The sequence below is a fragment of the Niallia sp. FSL K6-0212 genome, assembly GCF_038007605.1.
Lineage (GTDB): Bacteria > Bacillota > Bacilli > Bacillales > Cytobacillaceae > Niallia > Niallia circulans.
In genome coordinates this window covers 1331092-1349877 of the sequence record NZ_JBBOXL010000001.1, presented here as the reverse complement: position 1 = coordinate 1349877, position 18786 = coordinate 1331092, and the positions used below count along the sequence as shown (strand labels likewise).

The 18786-nt window shown below is 44.9% G+C and carries 9 protein-coding genes, 9 tRNA genes and 5 rRNA genes; all 23 read right to left on the bottom strand.

The window, feature by feature from the left end:
* Positions 1-22: 22 nt before the first annotated feature.
* A 23S ribosomal RNA gene (locus MHH96_RS06230) occupies positions 23-2958 on the bottom strand.
* A gap of 219 nt (positions 2959-3177) precedes the next feature.
* Positions 3178-4725 (bottom strand): 16S ribosomal RNA (locus MHH96_RS06225).
* Positions 4726-4909: 184 nt separating this feature from the next.
* A tRNA-Ala gene (locus MHH96_RS06220) sits at positions 4910-4985 on the bottom strand.
* 15 nt (positions 4986-5000) lie between these two features.
* Positions 5001-5077 (bottom strand) — tRNA-Pro (locus MHH96_RS06215).
* An 8-nt stretch (positions 5078-5085) separates the two neighbouring features.
* Positions 5086-5162, bottom strand: a tRNA-Arg gene (locus MHH96_RS06210).
* A gap of 16 nt (positions 5163-5178) precedes the next feature.
* Positions 5179-5267: transfer RNA gene (locus tag MHH96_RS06205), tRNA-Leu, on the bottom strand.
* A gap of 9 nt (positions 5268-5276) precedes the next feature.
* Positions 5277-5351 (bottom strand) — tRNA-Gly (locus MHH96_RS06200).
* Between the two features lie 22 nt (positions 5352-5373).
* Positions 5374-5458: transfer RNA gene (locus MHH96_RS06195), tRNA-Leu, on the bottom strand.
* Positions 5459-5472: 14 nt separating this feature from the next.
* Positions 5473-5545: transfer RNA gene (locus tag MHH96_RS06190), tRNA-Lys, on the bottom strand.
* A gap of 6 nt (positions 5546-5551) precedes the next feature.
* Positions 5552-5627: transfer RNA gene (locus MHH96_RS06185), tRNA-Thr, on the bottom strand.
* A 25-nt stretch (positions 5628-5652) separates the two neighbouring features.
* A tRNA-Val gene (locus MHH96_RS06180) sits at positions 5653-5728 on the bottom strand.
* 9 nt (positions 5729-5737) lie between these two features.
* Positions 5738-5854, bottom strand: a 5S ribosomal RNA gene (gene rrf, locus MHH96_RS06175).
* Positions 5855-6075: 221 nt separating this feature from the next.
* Positions 6076-9009: ribosomal RNA gene (locus MHH96_RS06170) — 23S ribosomal RNA — on the bottom strand.
* Positions 9010-9228: 219 nt separating this feature from the next.
* Positions 9229-10776, bottom strand: a 16S ribosomal RNA gene (locus MHH96_RS06165).
* The 16S, 23S and 5S rRNA genes sit together here with 9 tRNA genes alongside, the layout of an rRNA operon.
* 451 nt (positions 10777-11227) lie before the next feature.
* On the bottom strand, positions 11228-12718 hold the full coding sequence (gene lysS / locus MHH96_RS06160) for a lysine--tRNA ligase (RefSeq protein WP_047944408.1): 1491 nt from the start codon (positions 12716-12718) through the stop codon (positions 11228-11230).
* A 191-nt stretch (positions 12719-12909) separates the two neighbouring features.
* Positions 12910-13911: a tRNA dihydrouridine synthase DusB gene (gene dusB, locus MHH96_RS06155; protein WP_047944407.1), complete on the bottom strand. Its 1002-nt coding sequence runs from the start codon at positions 13909-13911 to the stop codon at positions 12910-12912.
* Between the two features lie 26 nt (positions 13912-13937).
* The gene (locus tag MHH96_RS06150; RefSeq protein ID WP_047944406.1) at positions 13938-14153 is read right to left on the bottom strand and encodes a helix-turn-helix domain-containing protein; all 216 of its coding nucleotides are present in this window, start codon (positions 14151-14153) and stop codon (positions 13938-13940) included.
* The gene (folK, locus tag MHH96_RS06145) at positions 14102-14629 is read right to left on the bottom strand and encodes a 2-amino-4-hydroxy-6-hydroxymethyldihydropteridine diphosphokinase (protein ID WP_047944405.1); all 528 of its coding nucleotides are present in this window, start codon (positions 14627-14629) and stop codon (positions 14102-14104) included. The genes MHH96_RS06150 and folK overlap by 52 nt, the downstream gene beginning before the upstream one ends.
* Positions 14626-14991 carry a dihydroneopterin aldolase gene (gene folB / locus MHH96_RS06140; protein WP_047944404.1) on the bottom strand — a complete coding sequence of 122 codons (366 nt, stop codon included), beginning with the start codon at positions 14989-14991 and terminating at the stop codon, positions 14626-14628. Before folB ends, folK begins: the two co-directional genes overlap by 4 nt.
* Positions 14984-15817 carry a dihydropteroate synthase gene (folP, locus tag MHH96_RS06135; protein WP_047944403.1) on the bottom strand — a complete coding sequence of 278 codons (834 nt, stop codon included), beginning with the start codon at positions 15815-15817 and terminating at the stop codon, positions 14984-14986. The genes folB and folP overlap by 8 nt, the downstream gene beginning before the upstream one ends.
* Complete coding sequence (pabC, locus tag MHH96_RS06130) at positions 15811-16686, bottom strand: aminodeoxychorismate lyase (RefSeq protein ID WP_047944402.1); 876 nt, start codon at positions 16684-16686, stop codon at positions 15811-15813. The genes folP and pabC overlap by 7 nt, the downstream gene beginning before the upstream one ends.
* 3 nt (positions 16687-16689) lie before the next feature.
* Complete coding sequence (gene pabA / locus MHH96_RS06125; RefSeq protein ID WP_047944401.1) at positions 16690-17271, bottom strand: aminodeoxychorismate/anthranilate synthase component II; 582 nt, start codon at positions 17269-17271, stop codon at positions 16690-16692.
* Entirely contained in the window at positions 17268-18680 is a 1413-nt protein-coding gene (locus MHH96_RS06120; RefSeq protein ID WP_047944400.1) for an anthranilate synthase component I family protein, read from the bottom strand. Before MHH96_RS06120 ends, pabA begins: the two co-directional genes overlap by 4 nt.
* Positions 18681-18786: the final 106 nt, after the last annotated feature.

Below are 18786 nucleotides of genomic sequence, written 5' to 3'. Positions count from 1 at the left end.
ACAGGCGTTTCCGCTTTTCATTTTAGTTAAGTCCTCGATCTATTAGTATCAGTCAGCTCCACATGTCGCCACGCTTCCACCTCTGACCTATCAACCTGATCATCTTTCAGGGATCTTACTAGCTTGCGCTATGGGAAATCTCATCTTGAGGGGGGCTTCATGCTTAGATGCTTTCAGCACTTATCCCTTCCGCACATAGCTACCCAGCGATGCCTTTGGCAAGACAACTGGTACACCAGCGGTGCGTCCATCCCGGTCCTCTCGTACTAAGGACAGCTCCTCTCAAATTTCCTACGCCCACGACGGATAGGGACCGAACTGTCTCACGACGTTCTGAACCCAGCTCGCGTACCGCTTTAATGGGCGAACAGCCCAACCCTTGGGACCGACTACAGCCCCAGGATGCGATGAGCCGACATCGAGGTGCCAAACCTCCCCGTCGATGTGGACTCTTGGGGGAGATAAGCCTGTTATCCCCGGGGTAGCTTTTATCCGTTGAGCGATGGCCCTTCCATGCGGAACCACCGGATCACTAAGCCCGACTTTCGTCCCTGCTCGACTTGTAGGTCTCGCAGTCAAGCTCCCTTGTGCCTTTACACTCTACGAATGATTTCCAACCATTCTGAGGGAACCTTTGGGCGCCTCCGTTACTTTTTAGGAGGCGACCGCCCCAGTCAAACTGCCCACCTGACACTGTCTCCCACCCCGATCAGGGGTGCGGGTTAGAATGTCAATACAGCCAGGGTAGTATCCCACCAATGCCTCCACCGAAGCTGGCGCTCCGGCTTCCAAGGCTCCTACCTATCCTGTACAAGCTGTACCAAAATTCAATATCAGGCTGCAGTAAAGCTCCACGGGGTCTTTCCGTCCTGTCGCGGGTAACCTGCATCTTCACAGGTACTATAATTTCACCGAGTCTCTCGTTGAGACAGTGCCCAGATCGTTACACCTTTCGTGCGGGTCGGAACTTACCCGACAAGGAATTTCGCTACCTTAGGACCGTTATAGTTACGGCCGCCGTTTACTGGGGCTTCAATTCAGAGCTTCGCACTAACGTGCTAACCCCTCCTCTTAACCTTCCAGCACCGGGCAGGTGTCAGCCCCTATACTTCGCCTTGCGGCTTCGCAGAGACCTGTGTTTTTGCTAAACAGTCGCCTGGGCCTATTCACTGCGGCTCTCGCAGGCTTGCACCCGCAAGAGCACCCCTTCTCCCGAAGTTACGGGGTCATTTTGCCGAGTTCCTTAACGAGAGTTCTCTCGCTCACCTTAGGATTCTCTCCTCGCCTACCTGTGTCGGTTTGCGGTACGGGCACCCTAAATCTCGCTAGAGGCTTTTCTTGGCAGTGTGGAATCAGGAACTTCGGTACTATATTTCCCTCGCCGTCACAGCTCCGCTTATGTGGTAATGGGATTTGCCTCATTACCAGCCTAACTGCTTGGACGTGCTAATCCAACAGCACGCTTACCCTATCCTCCTGCGTCCCCCCATTGCTCAAACGATTTAAAGGTGGTACAGGAATATCAACCTGTTGTCCATCGCCTACGCTTTTCAGCCTCGGCTTAGGTCCCGACTAACCCTGAGCGGACGAGCCTTCCTCAGGAAACCTTAGGCATTCGGTGGATGAGATTCTCACTCATCTTTCGCTACTCATACCGGCATTCTCACTTCTAAGCGCTCCACCAGTCCTTACGGTCTAGCTTCAACGCCCTTAGAACGCTCTCCTACCACTGACATCATAGATGTCAATCCACAGCTTCGGTGATACGTTTAGCCCCGGTACATTTTCGGCGCAGAGTCACTCGACCAGTGAGCTATTACGCACTCTTTAAATGGTGGCTGCTTCTAAGCCAACATCCTGGTTGTCTAAGCAACTCCACATCCTTTTCCACTTAACGTATACTTTGGGACCTTAGCTGGTGGTCTGGGCTGTTTCCCTCTTGACCACGGATCTTATCACTCGTAGTCTGACTCCCAAGAATAAGTATTTGGCATTCGGAGTTTGTCTGAATTCGGTAACCCGATGGGGGCCCCTAGTCCAAACAGTGCTCTACCTCCAATACTCTAAATCTTGAGGCTAGCCCTAAAGCTATTTCGGAGAGAACCAGCTATCTCCAAGTTCGATTGGAATTTCTCCGCTACCCACACCTCATCCCCGCACTTTTCAACGTGCGTGGGTTCGGGCCTCCATCCAGTGTTACCTGGACTTCACCCTGGACATGGGTAGATCACCTGGTTTCGGGTCTACAACCACATACTATTTCGCCCTATTCAGACTCGCTTTCGCTGCGGCTCCGTCTCTTCAACTTAACCTCGCATGTAATCGTAACTCGCCGGTTCATTCTACAAAAGGCACGCTATCACCCATAAAAGGGCTCTAACTACTTGTAGGCACACGGTTTCAGGATCTATTTCACTCCCCTTCCGGGGTGCTTTTCACCTTTCCCTCACGGTACTGGTTCACTATCGGTCACTAGGGAGTATTTAGCCTTGGGAGATGGTCCTCCCTGCTTCCGACGGGATTTCTCGTGTCCCGCCGTACTCAGGATACACTCAAGAGGGAACGAAGTTTCGACTACAGGGTTTTTACCTTCTACGACTGACCTTTCCAGATCGATTCGTCTACCCCGTTCCTTTGTAACTCCATATAGAGTGTCCTACAACCCCAAGAGGCAAGCCTCTTGGTTTGGGCTAATCCCGTTTCGCTCGCCGCTACTCAGGGAATCGCGTTTGCTTTCTCTTCCTCCGGGTACTTAGATGTTTCAGTTCCCCGGGTCTGCCTTCAGTACCCTATGTATTCAGGTAAAGATTCTATCCCATTACGGATAGAGGGTTTCCCCATTCGGAAATCTCTGGATCAAAGCTTACTTACAGCTCCCCAAAGCATATCGGTGTTAATCCCGTCCTTCATCGGCTCCTAGTGCCAAGGCATCCACCGTGCGCCCTTTCTAACTTAACTAATTGGCTTAAAGCCTTAGTTTTTTTCATTCTTCTATTTAAAATAGAGAATCTAAGATGGCGATTACTCGGTTTCTTTCTTGGTTCTTACTTTTCATAATCTAGTTTTCAAGGAACAATCAGGCTTATTCAGCCTATCATTTTGAGGAATTGCTCCCTCAAAACTGAACAATCAAATCGTCAACAATCTTTGATGGAATGTAAATTCCATTTTCCTTAGAAAGGAGGTGATCCAGCCGCACCTTCCGATACGGCTACCTTGTTACGACTTCACCCCAATCATCTATCCCACCTTAGGCGGCTGGCTCCAAAAGGTTACCCCACCGACTTCGGGTGTTACAAACTCTCGTGGTGTGACGGGCGGTGTGTACAAGGCCCGGGAACGTATTCACCGCGGCATGCTGATCCGCGATTACTAGCGATTCCAGCTTCATGTAGGCGAGTTGCAGCCTACAATCCGAACTGAGAATGGTTTTATGGGATTTGCTCGACCTCGCGGTTTTGCTGCCCTTTGTACCATCCATTGTAGCACGTGTGTAGCCCAGGTCATAAGGGGCATGATGATTTGACGTCATCCCCACCTTCCTCCGGTTTGTCACCGGCAGTCACCTTAGAGTGCCCAACTGAATGCTGGCAACTAAGATCAAGGGTTGCGCTCGTTGCGGGACTTAACCCAACATCTCACGACACGAGCTGACGACAACCATGCACCACCTGTCACTCTGTCCCCCGAAGGGGAACGTCCTATCTCTAGGAGTGTCAGAGGATGTCAAGACCTGGTAAGGTTCTTCGCGTTGCTTCGAATTAAACCACATGCTCCACCGCTTGTGCGGGCCCCCGTCAATTCCTTTGAGTTTCAGCCTTGCGGCCGTACTCCCCAGGCGGAGTGCTTAATGCGTTTGCTGCAGCACTAAAGGGCGGAAACCCTCTAACACTTAGCACTCATCGTTTACGGCGTGGACTACCAGGGTATCTAATCCTGTTTGCTCCCCACGCTTTCGCGCCTCAGCGTCAGTTACAGACCAAAGAGTCGCCTTCGCCACTGGTGTTCCTCCACATCTCTACGCATTTCACCGCTACACGTGGAATTCCACTCTTCTCTTCTGCACTCAAGTCCCCCAGTTTCCAATGACCCTCCACGGTTGAGCCGTGGGCTTTCACATCAGACTTAAAGGACCGCCTGCGCGCGCTTTACGCCCAATAATTCCGGACAACGCTTGCCACCTACGTATTACCGCGGCTGCTGGCACGTAGTTAGCCGTGGCTTTCTGGTTAGGTACCGTCAAGGTACAAGCAGTTACTCTTGTACTTGTTCTTCCCTAACAACAGAGTTTTACGATCCGAAAACCTTCATCACTCACGCGGCGTTGCTCCGTCAGACTTTCGTCCATTGCGGAAGATTCCCTACTGCTGCCTCCCGTAGGAGTCTGGGCCGTGTCTCAGTCCCAGTGTGGCCGATCACCCTCTCAGGTCGGCTACGCATCGTCGCCTTGGTGAGCCGTTACCTCACCAACTAGCTAATGCGCCGCGGGCCCATCTGTAAGTGACAGCGTAAACCGTCTTTCAGCTTTTCCTCATGAGAGGAAAAGGATTATCCGGTATTAGCTCCGGTTTCCCGAAGTTATCCCAGTCTTACAGGCAGGTTGCCCACGTGTTACTCACCCGTCCGCCGCTAACTTTAAAAGCAAGCTTTTAAAGTCCGCTCGACTTGCATGTATTAGGCACGCCGCCAGCGTTCGTCCTGAGCCAGGATCAAACTCTCCAATAAAGAGTTGATTAGCTCATTGCTAAACTCTAGCTTTTTATTACTTGTTATCATTCTATAACGTTAGTTATAAAACGATTTATTGTTGACGTTTGTTTGTTCAGTTTTCAAAGAGCAATTTATCGTTGCCATCAGAGGCAACTTTTATATAATAACAGTTATAAATAAACCTGTCAATATATTTTTTTGGTGGAGCCTAGCGGGATCGAACCGCTGACCTCCTGCGTGCAAGGCAGGCGCTCTCCCAGCTGAGCTAAGGCCCCATATAATGAAAATAATGGTCGGGAAGACAGGATTCGAACCTGCGACCCCTTGGTCCCAAACCAAGTGCTCTACCAAGCTGAGCTACTTCCCGAAATATAATGGCGCGCCCGAAAGGAGTCGAACCCATAACCTTCTGATCCGTAGTCAGACGCTCTATCCAATTGAGCTACGGGCGCATTAATATAAAAACAATGGTGCCGAGGACCGGAATCGAACCGGTACGGTAGTCACCTACCGCAGGATTTTAAGTCCTGTGCGTCTGCCAGTTCCGCCACCCCGGCATTGTTTTATGGAGCGGAAGACGGGATTCGAACCCGCGACCCCCACCTTGGCAAGGTGGTGTTCTACCACTGAACTACTTCCGCATCTATTTAATTGATAGTAAATTGGTGCGGGTGAAGGGAGTCGAACCCCCACGCCTTGCGGCGCTAGATCCTAAGTCTAGTGCGTCTGCCAATTCCGCCACACCCGCAGACAAAAATAAGATGAGCCATGGAGGATTCGAACCTCCGACCCTCTGATTAAAAGTCAGATGCTCTACCAACTGAGCTAATGGCTCATAAAGTGGTGCCGGCTAGAGGACTTGAACCCCCAACCTACTGATTACAAGTCAGTTGCTCTACCAATTGAGCTAAACCGGCGTAAATATAGTTGTCCAATAATAAATGGTGGAGGATGACGGGATCGAACCGCCGACCCTCTGCTTGTAAGGCAGATGCTCTCCCAGCTGAGCTAATCCTCCATTTATAACGCCTGGCGACGTCCTACTCTCACAGGGGGAGAACCCCCAACTACCATCGGCGCTGAGAAGCTTAACTTCCGTGTTCGGTATGGGAACGGGTGTGACCTTCTCGCTATCGCCACCAGACTATTTATTTGTGAGGTTGTTCCCTCAAAACTAGATTATGAAGTAAAAGAAAGAATGAGTAATCAGTATTGTCCAGCTCCAACGCCTATCGCCTATCAAACTTCTGATCATCTCCCTACGATAAGTCCACATCGATTCACTTACGTTCATCGTGTTTCCTTTATCTCAGTCGATGCTCCTCCAGTTTGTACGCCGATAAACAGGCGTTTCCGCTTTTCATTTTAGTTAAGTCCTCGATCTATTAGTATCAGTCAGCTCCACATGTCGCCACGCTTCCACCTCTGACCTATCAACCTGATCATCTTTCAGGGATCTTACTAGCTTGCGCTATGGGAAATCTCATCTTGAGGGGGGCTTCATGCTTAGATGCTTTCAGCACTTATCCCTTCCGCACATAGCTACCCAGCGATGCCTTTGGCAAGACAACTGGTACACCAGCGGTGCGTCCATCCCGGTCCTCTCGTACTAAGGACAGCTCCTCTCAAATTTCCTACGCCCACGACGGATAGGGACCGAACTGTCTCACGACGTTCTGAACCCAGCTCGCGTACCGCTTTAATGGGCGAACAGCCCAACCCTTGGGACCGACTACAGCCCCAGGATGCGATGAGCCGACATCGAGGTGCCAAACCTCCCCGTCGATGTGGACTCTTGGGGGAGATAAGCCTGTTATCCCCGGGGTAGCTTTTATCCGTTGAGCGATGGCCCTTCCATGCGGAACCACCGGATCACTAAGCCCGACTTTCGTCCCTGCTCGACTTGTAGGTCTCGCAGTCAAGCTCCCTTGTGCCTTTACACTCTACGAATGATTTCCAACCATTCTGAGGGAACCTTTGGGCGCCTCCGTTACTTTTTAGGAGGCGACCGCCCCAGTCAAACTGCCCACCTGACACTGTCTCCCACCCCGATCAGGGGTGCGGGTTAGAATGTCAATACAGCCAGGGTAGTATCCCACCAATGCCTCCACCGAAGCTGGCGCTCCGGCTTCCAAGGCTCCTACCTATCCTGTACAAGCTGTACCAAAATTCAATATCAGGCTGCAGTAAAGCTCCACGGGGTCTTTCCGTCCTGTCGCGGGTAACCTGCATCTTCACAGGTACTATAATTTCACCGAGTCTCTCGTTGAGACAGTGCCCAGATCGTTACACCTTTCGTGCGGGTCGGAACTTACCCGACAAGGAATTTCGCTACCTTAGGACCGTTATAGTTACGGCCGCCGTTTACTGGGGCTTCAATTCAGAGCTTCGTCTTACGACTAACCCCTCCTCTTAACCTTCCAGCACCGGGCAGGTGTCAGCCCCTATACTTCGCCTTGCGGCTTCGCAGAGACCTGTGTTTTTGCTAAACAGTCGCCTGGGCCTATTCACTGCGGCTCTCGCAGGCTTGCACCCGCAAGAGCACCCCTTCTCCCGAAGTTACGGGGTCATTTTGCCGAGTTCCTTAACGAGAGTTCTCTCGCTCACCTTAGGATTCTCTCCTCGCCTACCTGTGTCGGTTTGCGGTACGGGCACCCTAAATCTCGCTAGAGGCTTTTCTTGGCAGTGTGGAATCAGGAACTTCGGTACTATATTTCCCTCGCCGTCACAGCTCCGCTTATGTGGTAATGGGATTTGCCTCATTACCAGCCTAACTGCTTGGACGTGCTAATCCAACAGCACGCTTACCCTATCCTCCTGCGTCCCCCCATTGCTCAAACGATTTAAAGGTGGTACAGGAATATCAACCTGTTGTCCATCGCCTACGCTTTTCAGCCTCGGCTTAGGTCCCGACTAACCCTGAGCGGACGAGCCTTCCTCAGGAAACCTTAGGCATTCGGTGGATGAGATTCTCACTCATCTTTCGCTACTCATACCGGCATTCTCACTTCTAAGCGCTCCACCAGTCCTTACGGTCTAGCTTCAACGCCCTTAGAACGCTCTCCTACCACTGACATCATAGATGTCAATCCACAGCTTCGGTGATACGTTTAGCCCCGGTACATTTTCGGCGCAGAGTCACTCGACCAGTGAGCTATTACGCACTCTTTAAATGGTGGCTGCTTCTAAGCCAACATCCTGGTTGTCTAAGCAACTCCACATCCTTTTCCACTTAACGTATACTTTGGGACCTTAGCTGGTGGTCTGGGCTGTTTCCCTCTTGACCACGGATCTTATCACTCGTAGTCTGACTCCCAAGAATAAGTATTTGGCATTCGGAGTTTGTCTGAATTCGGTAACCCGATGGGGGCCCCTAGTCCAAACAGTGCTCTACCTCCAATACTCTAAATCTTGAGGCTAGCCCTAAAGCTATTTCGGAGAGAACCAGCTATCTCCAAGTTCGATTGGAATTTCTCCGCTACCCACACCTCATCCCCGCACTTTTCAACGTGCGTGGGTTCGGGCCTCCATCCAGTGTTACCTGGACTTCACCCTGGACATGGGTAGATCACCTGGTTTCGGGTCTACAACCACATACTATTTCGCCCTATTCAGACTCGCTTTCGCTGCGGCTCCGTCTCTTCAACTTAACCTCGCATGTAATCGTAACTCGCCGGTTCATTCTACAAAAGGCACGCTATCACCCATAAAAGGGCTCTAACTACTTGTAGGCACACGGTTTCAGGATCTATTTCACTCCCCTTCCGGGGTGCTTTTCACCTTTCCCTCACGGTACTGGTTCACTATCGGTCACTAGGGAGTATTTAGCCTTGGGAGATGGTCCTCCCTGCTTCCGACGGGATTTCTCGTGTCCCGCCGTACTCAGGATACACTCAAGAGGGAACGAAGTTTCGACTACAGGGTTTTTACCTTCTACGACTGACCTTTCCAGATCGATTCGTCTACCCCGTTCCTTTGTAACTCCATATAGAGTGTCCTACAACCCCAAGAGGCAAGCCTCTTGGTTTGGGCTAATCCCGTTTCGCTCGCCGCTACTCAGGGAATCGCGTTTGCTTTCTCTTCCTCCGGGTACTTAGATGTTTCAGTTCCCCGGGTCTGCCTTCAGTACCCTATGTATTCAGGTAAAGATTCTATCCCATTACGGATAGAGGGTTTCCCCATTCGGAAATCTCTGGATCAAAGCTTACTTACAGCTCCCCAAAGCATATCGGTGTTAATCCCGTCCTTCATCGGCTCCTAGTGCCAAGGCATCCACCGTGCGCCCTTTCTAACTTAACTAATTGGCTTAAAGCCTTAGTTTTTTTCATTCTTCTATTTAAAATAGAGAATCTAAGATGGCGATTACTCGGTTTCTTTCTTGGTTCTTACTTTTCATAATCTAGTTTTCAAGGAACAATCAGGCTTATTCAGCCTATCATTTTGAGGAATTGCTCCCTCAAAACTGAACAATCAAATCGTCAACAATCTTTGATGGAATGTAAATTCCATTTTCCTTAGAAAGGAGGTGATCCAGCCGCACCTTCCGATACGGCTACCTTGTTACGACTTCACCCCAATCATCTATCCCACCTTAGGCGGCTGGCTCCAAAAGGTTACCCCACCGACTTCGGGTGTTACAAACTCTCGTGGTGTGACGGGCGGTGTGTACAAGGCCCGGGAACGTATTCACCGCGGCATGCTGATCCGCGATTACTAGCGATTCCAGCTTCATGTAGGCGAGTTGCAGCCTACAATCCGAACTGAGAATGGTTTTATGGGATTTGCTCGACCTCGCGGTTTTGCTGCCCTTTGTACCATCCATTGTAGCACGTGTGTAGCCCAGGTCATAAGGGGCATGATGATTTGACGTCATCCCCACCTTCCTCCGGTTTGTCACCGGCAGTCACCTTAGAGTGCCCAACTGAATGCTGGCAACTAAGATCAAGGGTTGCGCTCGTTGCGGGACTTAACCCAACATCTCACGACACGAGCTGACGACAACCATGCACCACCTGTCACTCTGTCCCCCGAAGGGGAACGTCCTATCTCTAGGAGTGTCAGAGGATGTCAAGACCTGGTAAGGTTCTTCGCGTTGCTTCGAATTAAACCACATGCTCCACCGCTTGTGCGGGCCCCCGTCAATTCCTTTGAGTTTCAGCCTTGCGGCCGTACTCCCCAGGCGGAGTGCTTAATGCGTTTGCTGCAGCACTAAAGGGCGGAAACCCTCTAACACTTAGCACTCATCGTTTACGGCGTGGACTACCAGGGTATCTAATCCTGTTTGCTCCCCACGCTTTCGCGCCTCAGCGTCAGTTACAGACCAAAGAGTCGCCTTCGCCACTGGTGTTCCTCCACATCTCTACGCATTTCACCGCTACACGTGGAATTCCACTCTTCTCTTCTGCACTCAAGTCCCCCAGTTTCCAATGACCCTCCACGGTTGAGCCGTGGGCTTTCACATCAGACTTAAAGGACCGCCTGCGCGCGCTTTACGCCCAATAATTCCGGACAACGCTTGCCACCTACGTATTACCGCGGCTGCTGGCACGTAGTTAGCCGTGGCTTTCTGGTTAGGTACCGTCAAGGTACAAGCAGTTACTCTTGTACTTGTTCTTCCCTAACAACAGAGTTTTACGATCCGAAAACCTTCATCACTCACGCGGCGTTGCTCCGTCAGACTTTCGTCCATTGCGGAAGATTCCCTACTGCTGCCTCCCGTAGGAGTCTGGGCCGTGTCTCAGTCCCAGTGTGGCCGATCACCCTCTCAGGTCGGCTACGCATCGTCGCCTTGGTGAGCCGTTACCTCACCAACTAGCTAATGCGCCGCGGGCCCATCTGTAAGTGACAGCGTAAACCGTCTTTCAGCTTTTCCTCATGAGAGGAAAAGGATTATCCGGTATTAGCTCCGGTTTCCCGAAGTTATCCCAGTCTTACAGGCAGGTTGCCCACGTGTTACTCACCCGTCCGCCGCTAACTTTAAAAGCAAGCTTTTAAAGTCCGCTCGACTTGCATGTATTAGGCACGCCGCCAGCGTTCGTCCTGAGCCAGGATCAAACTCTCCAATAAAGAGTTGATTAGCTCATTGCTAAACTCTAGCTTTTTGTTGCTTTTTTTGTTTTACAACATTCGTTATAAAACGATTTATTGTTGACGTTTGTTTGTTCAGTTTTCAAAGAGCAATTTCATCGTCGTCATCGGCGACTTTTTAATATTACCAGAAGCCATTTTCGATGTCAACACTTTTTTCATTTTCTTTTTTGTTTCATCGTCGCTTATTTCAGCAACGAATATTAATATACCACCGTTTAACTCTCTATGCAACTACTTTTTAAAAGAAAAAATATTCTTATTATTCTTCTGCGTATTCTCTCTTTATTCAGATAATATAATAAGGGATAAATAAGTTCTCCTGCTAACCTTATACTATTTTTCTTATCCCTTTCCCCCTCTCTTCTATATAGTTCAACATCATTACTAATATAAAAATACGGCACCTTTTAAGGGTGCCATATCCTATTTAGCGATGTCTCATTAACGGGAATAATAGTACATCTCTAATAGAAGGAGAATTTGTTAACAGCATTACTAGGCGGTCAATACCAATACCTAATCCACCTGTTGGAGGCATCCCATATTCTAATGCCTCTACAAAATCCTCATCCATTAAGTGTGCTTCATCATTTCCTTGCTCACGTTCTTTTAATTGTGCTTCAAATCTTTCACGTTGATCAATAGGATCATTTAATTCAGTGAAGGCATTTGCATGCTCTCTTCCTACTATGAACAGTTCAAAACGATCTGTAAAACGAGGATCTTTTTCATTTTTCTTCGCTAATGGCGAAATCTCTAAAGGATGACCATAAATGAAAGTAGGCTGAATTAATTTTTCTTCTACTCTTTGCTCAAAAAACTCATTAACAATATGGCCATACGTCATATTTTCATTAATTTCAATATCATTTTCTTTCGCTAATCTCCTAGCCTCTTCCACACTCATCTCTGGCCAGAAGTCTACACCTGTGTATTCCTTAATCGCATCTACCATATGAAGTCTTGTCCATTCTGGTTTTAAATCAACTTGGTAGTCTCCGTATGTTACAGTTGTAGAGCCATGGATTTCTTGTGCAATATGAGCAACTAAGTTTTCTGTAAGACTCATAATATCACGATAATCAGCATAAGCTTCGTAAAGCTCAATCATCGTAAATTCTGGATTATGTCTTGTTGATACTCCTTCATTACGGAATACGCGGCCAATTTCGTATACTTTTTCTAATCCGCCAACTATCAATCTTTTTAAATGAAGCTCAATAGCGATACGCATATATAAAGGCATATCTAACGCGTTATGATGTGTAATAAACGGACGTGCAGAAGCTCCACCTGCAATAGAATGCATCATTGGCGTTTCTACTTCTAGATAGCCATGGCTATCTAAATAACGGCGCATGGATTGAATGATCTTGCTGCGCAGAATAAATGTATTCTTACTTTCTTCACTTGAAATTAAGTCTAAGTATCGTTGGCGATAACGTTGCTCAATATCTTTCAAACCATGGAATTTATCAGGTAAAGGACGAAGAGCCTTTGTAAGTAAAGTAAAATCTTGAACCTTAACAGAAAGTTCCCCTACGTTCGTTTTAAATAAAACACCTTCTACACCAACAATATCTCCTAAATCCACAGAGTTAAAAATAGCGTATTGCTCTTCGCCTACATTGTCTTTACGAACATACAGTTGAATTTGTCCTTCAAGATCTTGAATATGAGCAAATCCAGCTTTCCCTTTTCCTCTTTTTGTCATTACTCTTCCCGCAATAGAAACAGAGATATTCTTTTCCTCTAGTTCTTCTTTATCTAGAGATTCATATTGTTTTTTTAAAGCTTCAGATAAATGAGTTCTATCAAAACGTTTACCAAACGGATCTATTCCTTGTTCACGCAACTCATTCATTTTGTTACGTCTAACTAGTAATTGGTCATTTAAGTTTAATTCTTCATGACTCATGCTTAATCATCTCCAACATCTTTTTTATGTATGATCACCTAAAAAAGGAATCGTTCAATTTATACATACTTTATTATTCTACACAATGTCACGAATACAGACACTAAAAAAGAAAAAAAACTGTTAGATTTTTTGTCTAACAGCTTTATTTTTACACATATTACAGGAAATTTAAACAGTTACGTTCAAAATTAACCTACTTCGATTTCAGAATGTCCTCTTGCTTCTACTTCCAAGACTAATGCATTCAAGATCGTTACTAATTGTTCCCTAGTCTCACATTCATTAATAGCACTTCTTGTTTTCGCATTTCCTTTAATGCCCTTCAAATACCAAGCAGCATGTTTTCGCATTTCTCGAACGGCTACATACTCCCCTTTTAAATGGATTAACCGATCCAAGTGCAAGATGCATACATCCATCTTCTCTCGAACGGATGGATCACTAACTAACGCACCCGTTTCTAAATACTTAACCGTACTATAAATCATCCATGGATTTCCAAGCGCAGCTCTTCCAATCATAACACCATCACAGCCAGTTTCATCTAACATTCTTTTCGCATCTTGGGGTGTATTTACATCTCCATTCCCCATTAAAGGAATATTGATTGATTGTTTTACTTCACGAATAATATCCCAGTTTGCAGTCCCTTCATAAAGCTGGACACGAGTTCTGCCATGCAGGGCAACCGCCGCTCCACCTGCGCGTTCAACCGCTTGAGCATTTCTTACTGCATATATATGGTCTTCATCCCAGCCCATACGCATTTTAACCGTTACTGGTTTACGAACATTTTCTACAACAGCAGAAACCATATCATAAATTTTATCCGGATCTAACAGCCATTTAGCCCCTGCATCACATTTTGTAATCTTTGGAACCGGACATCCCATGTTAATATCGATAATATCTGCATTGGTATTCTGATCAACAAATTGCGCCGCTTCTACTAATGTTTCCTTTTCTCCGCCGAAAATCTGTAAACTCATTGGATTTTCACGCTCATCAATATAGAGCATGTTCATTGTTTTTTTGTTTTTTAAAACAATCCCTTTATCACTAATCATTTCCGCACAAACAAGACCCGCTCCAAATTCCTTCACTGTTAGACGAAAAGCAGAATTTGAAATACCAGCCATTGGCGCAAGAACAACACGGTTACTAATTTCAACATTTCCTATTTTAAACAATCTTTTACCTCCCTGATGAACCGTGCTTATTTATTTTGAAGTGGATCTAACTCTTCTCTCGTTATCTTTAGCACATCTACAATAGAATCAATCATTTCTTCTGAAGGCATCCGATTACCTCGCTCAATCTCTCCTAAAATAGAAACAGAAACGAGTAACTCTTTTGCTAAACCTTCCTGTGTATATCCTTTTAGCTTCCGAAAAGCCCGAATACGTCTTCCCCATTTTTCCGTTGTTTCCATACCCTTACTCCTTCTCTATCTCGCAAAAGCTGCAAACTTTCTTTTAAAAGTATTGGTTTATTTGGTAACTTTATGTCTGGAGCAATTTCTATTAATGGCACTAAAACAAATGCTCTCTCTTCTATTCTTGGATGTGGAATAATCAGCTTCTCTGATACTATATTTTCTTGATTATACAATAAAATGTCAAGGTCTATTGTTCTTGGCCCCCATCTAATTATCCTTTTTCTTCCAAGTTCACTTTCGATATTTTGACATTGTTCTAATAAGGAACATGGATTTAAGGAAGTTTCAACCTGTATGACAATATTCAAAAATAGTGCTTGTTCCTCATATCCAACTGGATCCGTCTCATAAACAGATGAAATATTTACCACCTTTATCTCTTCCTGATTATGTAGCATTTGTACAGCTTCATGTATATATTCCAACCGATTTCCTATATTCGACCCTAAAGATAAATAAACTTTATTCATTCTTTTCTTTTCCTTGTGATTTCTACCGCAACTGATTTATAGTGTCCTGGAATCGGTGGATCTGGCTTAATGATCCGAACTGTTAAACCTTCAATAAGAGAGTAGGATTCTAATAATTTTTTTGCAATATTCTCCGCTACCGCTTCAATCAATTTATATGGCTCCCCTTCCACAATCTCCTTTACATCGAAGAATAGCTGGCCATAATTAACCGAATACTGTAAGTCATCTGTTGCTCCCGCTTTTGCTAAATCTACATCTGCTTGTAAATCCACTATAAAACGCTGGCCTAACTTAGTCTCTTCTTTAAACACACCATGGTAACCATAGAACTCCATTTGGTTTAATATTATTTTATCCACTGTACTCACCCTTTTCCATCAAAGCATCCATCATCCGCGCCATTCTTGTCATTTCTTTCACATCATGAACGCGAATTAACTGACATCCTTTTTGAATGCCATAGCATATAGTTGCACCTGTTCCTTCTAATCGTTCGCTAACAGGTAAATTTAATACATGGCCAATCAATGATTTCCTCGAGGTTCCCAACAAGACAGGATAGCCCATTTCAACAAGCTTATCTAAGCCGCGCATCATGTCCAAATTCCCCTTTAAATCTTTCGCAAATCCAATACCTGGATCAAGAATGATTTTCTCCGCAGAAACTCCAGCTCCCTTTACCATATCAATACTTTCCTGCAAATCAGACACTACATCTTCCAAAAAAGAAGTATAGCTAAGATTATCTCTATTATGCATTAAGATAATAGGAGCTTGATATTCAGCTGCAACCTCAGCCATACTAGGGTCTCTTTTTGCTCCCCATATATCATTGATAATATGAGCACCCGCCTGTAAAGATTGTCTCGCCACTTCTCCTTTATATGTATCAATCGATAGAGGAACATTCACTTCGTTAGCTAATCGTTCAATAATCGGAATTACCCGTTCTAATTCTTCTTCAATCGATATTTCTGTATAACCTGGTCTGGTGGATTCCCCTCCTATATCAATAATATCTGCTCCATCCTCCACCATCTGGACGGCATGTTTAACAGCTCTATCCATTTCGTTATATTTTCCTCCATCAGAAAAAGAATCAGGATTTACATTTAAAATTCCCATGATGATTGTTTTTTGATCATAGTTTAACGTATATGGACCACAATCAATTTTATTTACCATTCCCTTATTCCCTCCAACTCTTTTACAGACCATAATTGATTCGTATGTTTTCTATATTCATTATATAGCATTGTAACAACAGGACCCTCTTTTCCCTTATATTCATACTTATCGATTCTTTTAATCGGAATAATTTCCTGAATGGAATTTGTTGCAAATATCTCTTTGGCACTTGCAAGAATATCTCGTGAAAAAATGCCTTCTTTCACAGCAACCCCATAAACCTGTGCAAGTTTTACAATAAACTGCCTTGTGATGCCATTTAATATTCCTGTCTGCAAGCTAGGAGTATAAAGCTCTCCATCTACAACCCAGAAAATATTAGAGGTAATACCTTCTGCTAAATATCCTTCCTTCGTCAAAAAAATTCCTTCCCTCGTCGGCTCTGGCCCAATCTCTCTCTTGGCAAGAATATTATTTAAATAATGATGTGATTTTAAGCGAAAGAATCCCTCTGGTGTATTCCTTGGAACTGTGACTATTTGCCCTGTTTTTTCAACCATACCAGCTGCCTTTGGAAGATGTTTTATATACACAATCGTATTTGGTTGTGTATACGGCTCTGTTTGCAGTCCAATCATGCCATTTCCTGCTGAAACATTCCAGCGGATATAGGCATTTTCTATGTTATTTATACTGAGCAGTGCTTTTATAATAGATACTGCTTCTTCTCGCTCATAAAATTTTTCTATATTCAGCTCCGATAACCCATCATTTAATCGTTTAAGATGATCATCTAATAAGAAAGGATGTCCATCATATACACGCAATGTTTCAAATAAGCCTAAGCCATACATAAATCCATGGTCAAAAACAGAGATAACCGCTTCTTCCTGACGAATTATTTGTCCATTTAAATATATATACATCTTCTACTTAGTTCCTTTTTGATAAAATTGGATAAAATTATGTAAGATTTCCATCCCAGCCTTAGTCATGATAGATTCTGGATGAAACTGAACTCCTTCGATAGGAAGTTCTTTATGTCTAAGCCCCATAATCTCTCCTTCTTCCGTCCAAGCAGAGATCTCTAAACACTTTGGCAATGATTCCTTTTTTACAATCAGCGAATGATAGCGCGTAGCTGGGAAGGGATTAGGTAAACCATGAAAAATTGTTTGATTATCATGATAAATAAGGGATGTCTTTCCGTGCATTAAATTGGTCGCTTTCACAACCTCTCCTCCAAAAACCTGTCCAATTGCTTGATGACCAAGGCACACACCAAAAATCGGTATTTCACCAGCAAAAGTACGAATCGCTTCCAAACTAATACCTGCATCATTGGGCGTACATGGTCCAGGAGAAACCATTAAGTACATTGGCTTTTCCCCTTTAATCTCCTCGATAGAAGTCTCATCATTTCTTTTCACTTGCAGTTCCTGCCCTAATGAACCTAAGTATTGGACTAGATTATAGGTGAAGGAATCATAATTATCAATCATATAAATCAATTGCCATCACCTAATTTCTCTTCTGCTAATTCTTTTGCATTCCATAACGCTCTGGCCTTTTTCATCGATTCTTTATATTCATTTGCAGGAATAGAATCAATTACAATCCCCGCACCTGCTTGTACATATGCTTGGTTTTCCTTCACCAACATAGTTCTGATCATAATATTCAATTCTATATCATGGTTAAAACCAATCCATCCTAATGAACCGGTATATGGGCCTCGTCGCACCGGTTCTAGTTCCTCAATAATTTCCATTGTTCTTATCTTTGGCGCACCCGTAATGGTTCCACCAGGAAACATACTATCAATAAGATCATACTCATCTTTATTGTCCGCAAGCTGCCCTTTTACATTAGACACAATATGCATAACATGAGAATACTTTTCTATTACCATAAATTCGTCTACTCGAACACTTCCGTACGCACATACTCTCCCTAAATCATTTCTTTCAAGGTCTACTAACATTACATGCTCTGCTCTTTCCTTTTCACTCTCGATTAATTCACGAGCAAGCTCTGAATCCTCTGCTTCATCTCTCCCACGGGACCTTGTTCCTGCTATAGGTCTTGTACTTACGTCCTTTCCCTTCTTTTTAACTAGTAATTCTGGTGATCCACTAACTAGCTGAAATTCAGGTGTATGAAAATACCCCATATAGGGAGAAGGATTTAAAACTCTTAGCTGCTGGTAGACATCAAGCGCAGATACATGCAGTGGTTTAGCCTGCCGAACTGACAAGTTAACCTGAAACACATCTCCTTCAGAAATATAGTTCTGAATTCTGCGGACAGATTGTTGAAATTCATTGTCTTCCATCGATACTTTTAATTCTGACGATTTCTCTGCATGTCCTTGAACTATCTCTTCCTTCTCTTCATCTATCCAGCCTAGCATATAGGATTCTACTTTATCTTGAATCATCGCTAACTGATTTTCTTCATATAAGGCTGAAATCCATAATTTATTTTCTTTATGATCATAAGTAAACCATTCTTCGAATAACAAAAAGAAAACATCTGGTATTTCCATATCATCTGTCGTCAGGTTGGGGATTTTTTCAATATAACGGATATAATCATAACTAATGAATCCTATCGCTCCACCTTGGAAATCTGGCAGCTCTGGATTAGTCTCTACAACATACTTATTCATCACTTCTTTTATAGAATGAAGGGGATTTCCTTCGATTCGTACAGTTCCTTTTCCGTCTATCACTTCTAAACCATTATTTCTGCCTATCATTTTCACTATAGGTGAAATTCCGCCAATACTATACCTGCCACCACGTCCACTTTCTAATAGAACATAATGGGACTTATCTTCAGCAAGGGTTAAAAAGCGCCTAAAAAACTGGTCATATGATAGAGGAATAGTCTTACTATATACTTTGTAATTTTTCAAACAGACTTCGCTCCTTATCTTTTATCTGTTCTCATCATACAAGATGTACCGAGAGAAATACAAAAAAATCACCTATTTGTCAGATAGCTGCATAACAGGAGTTTTT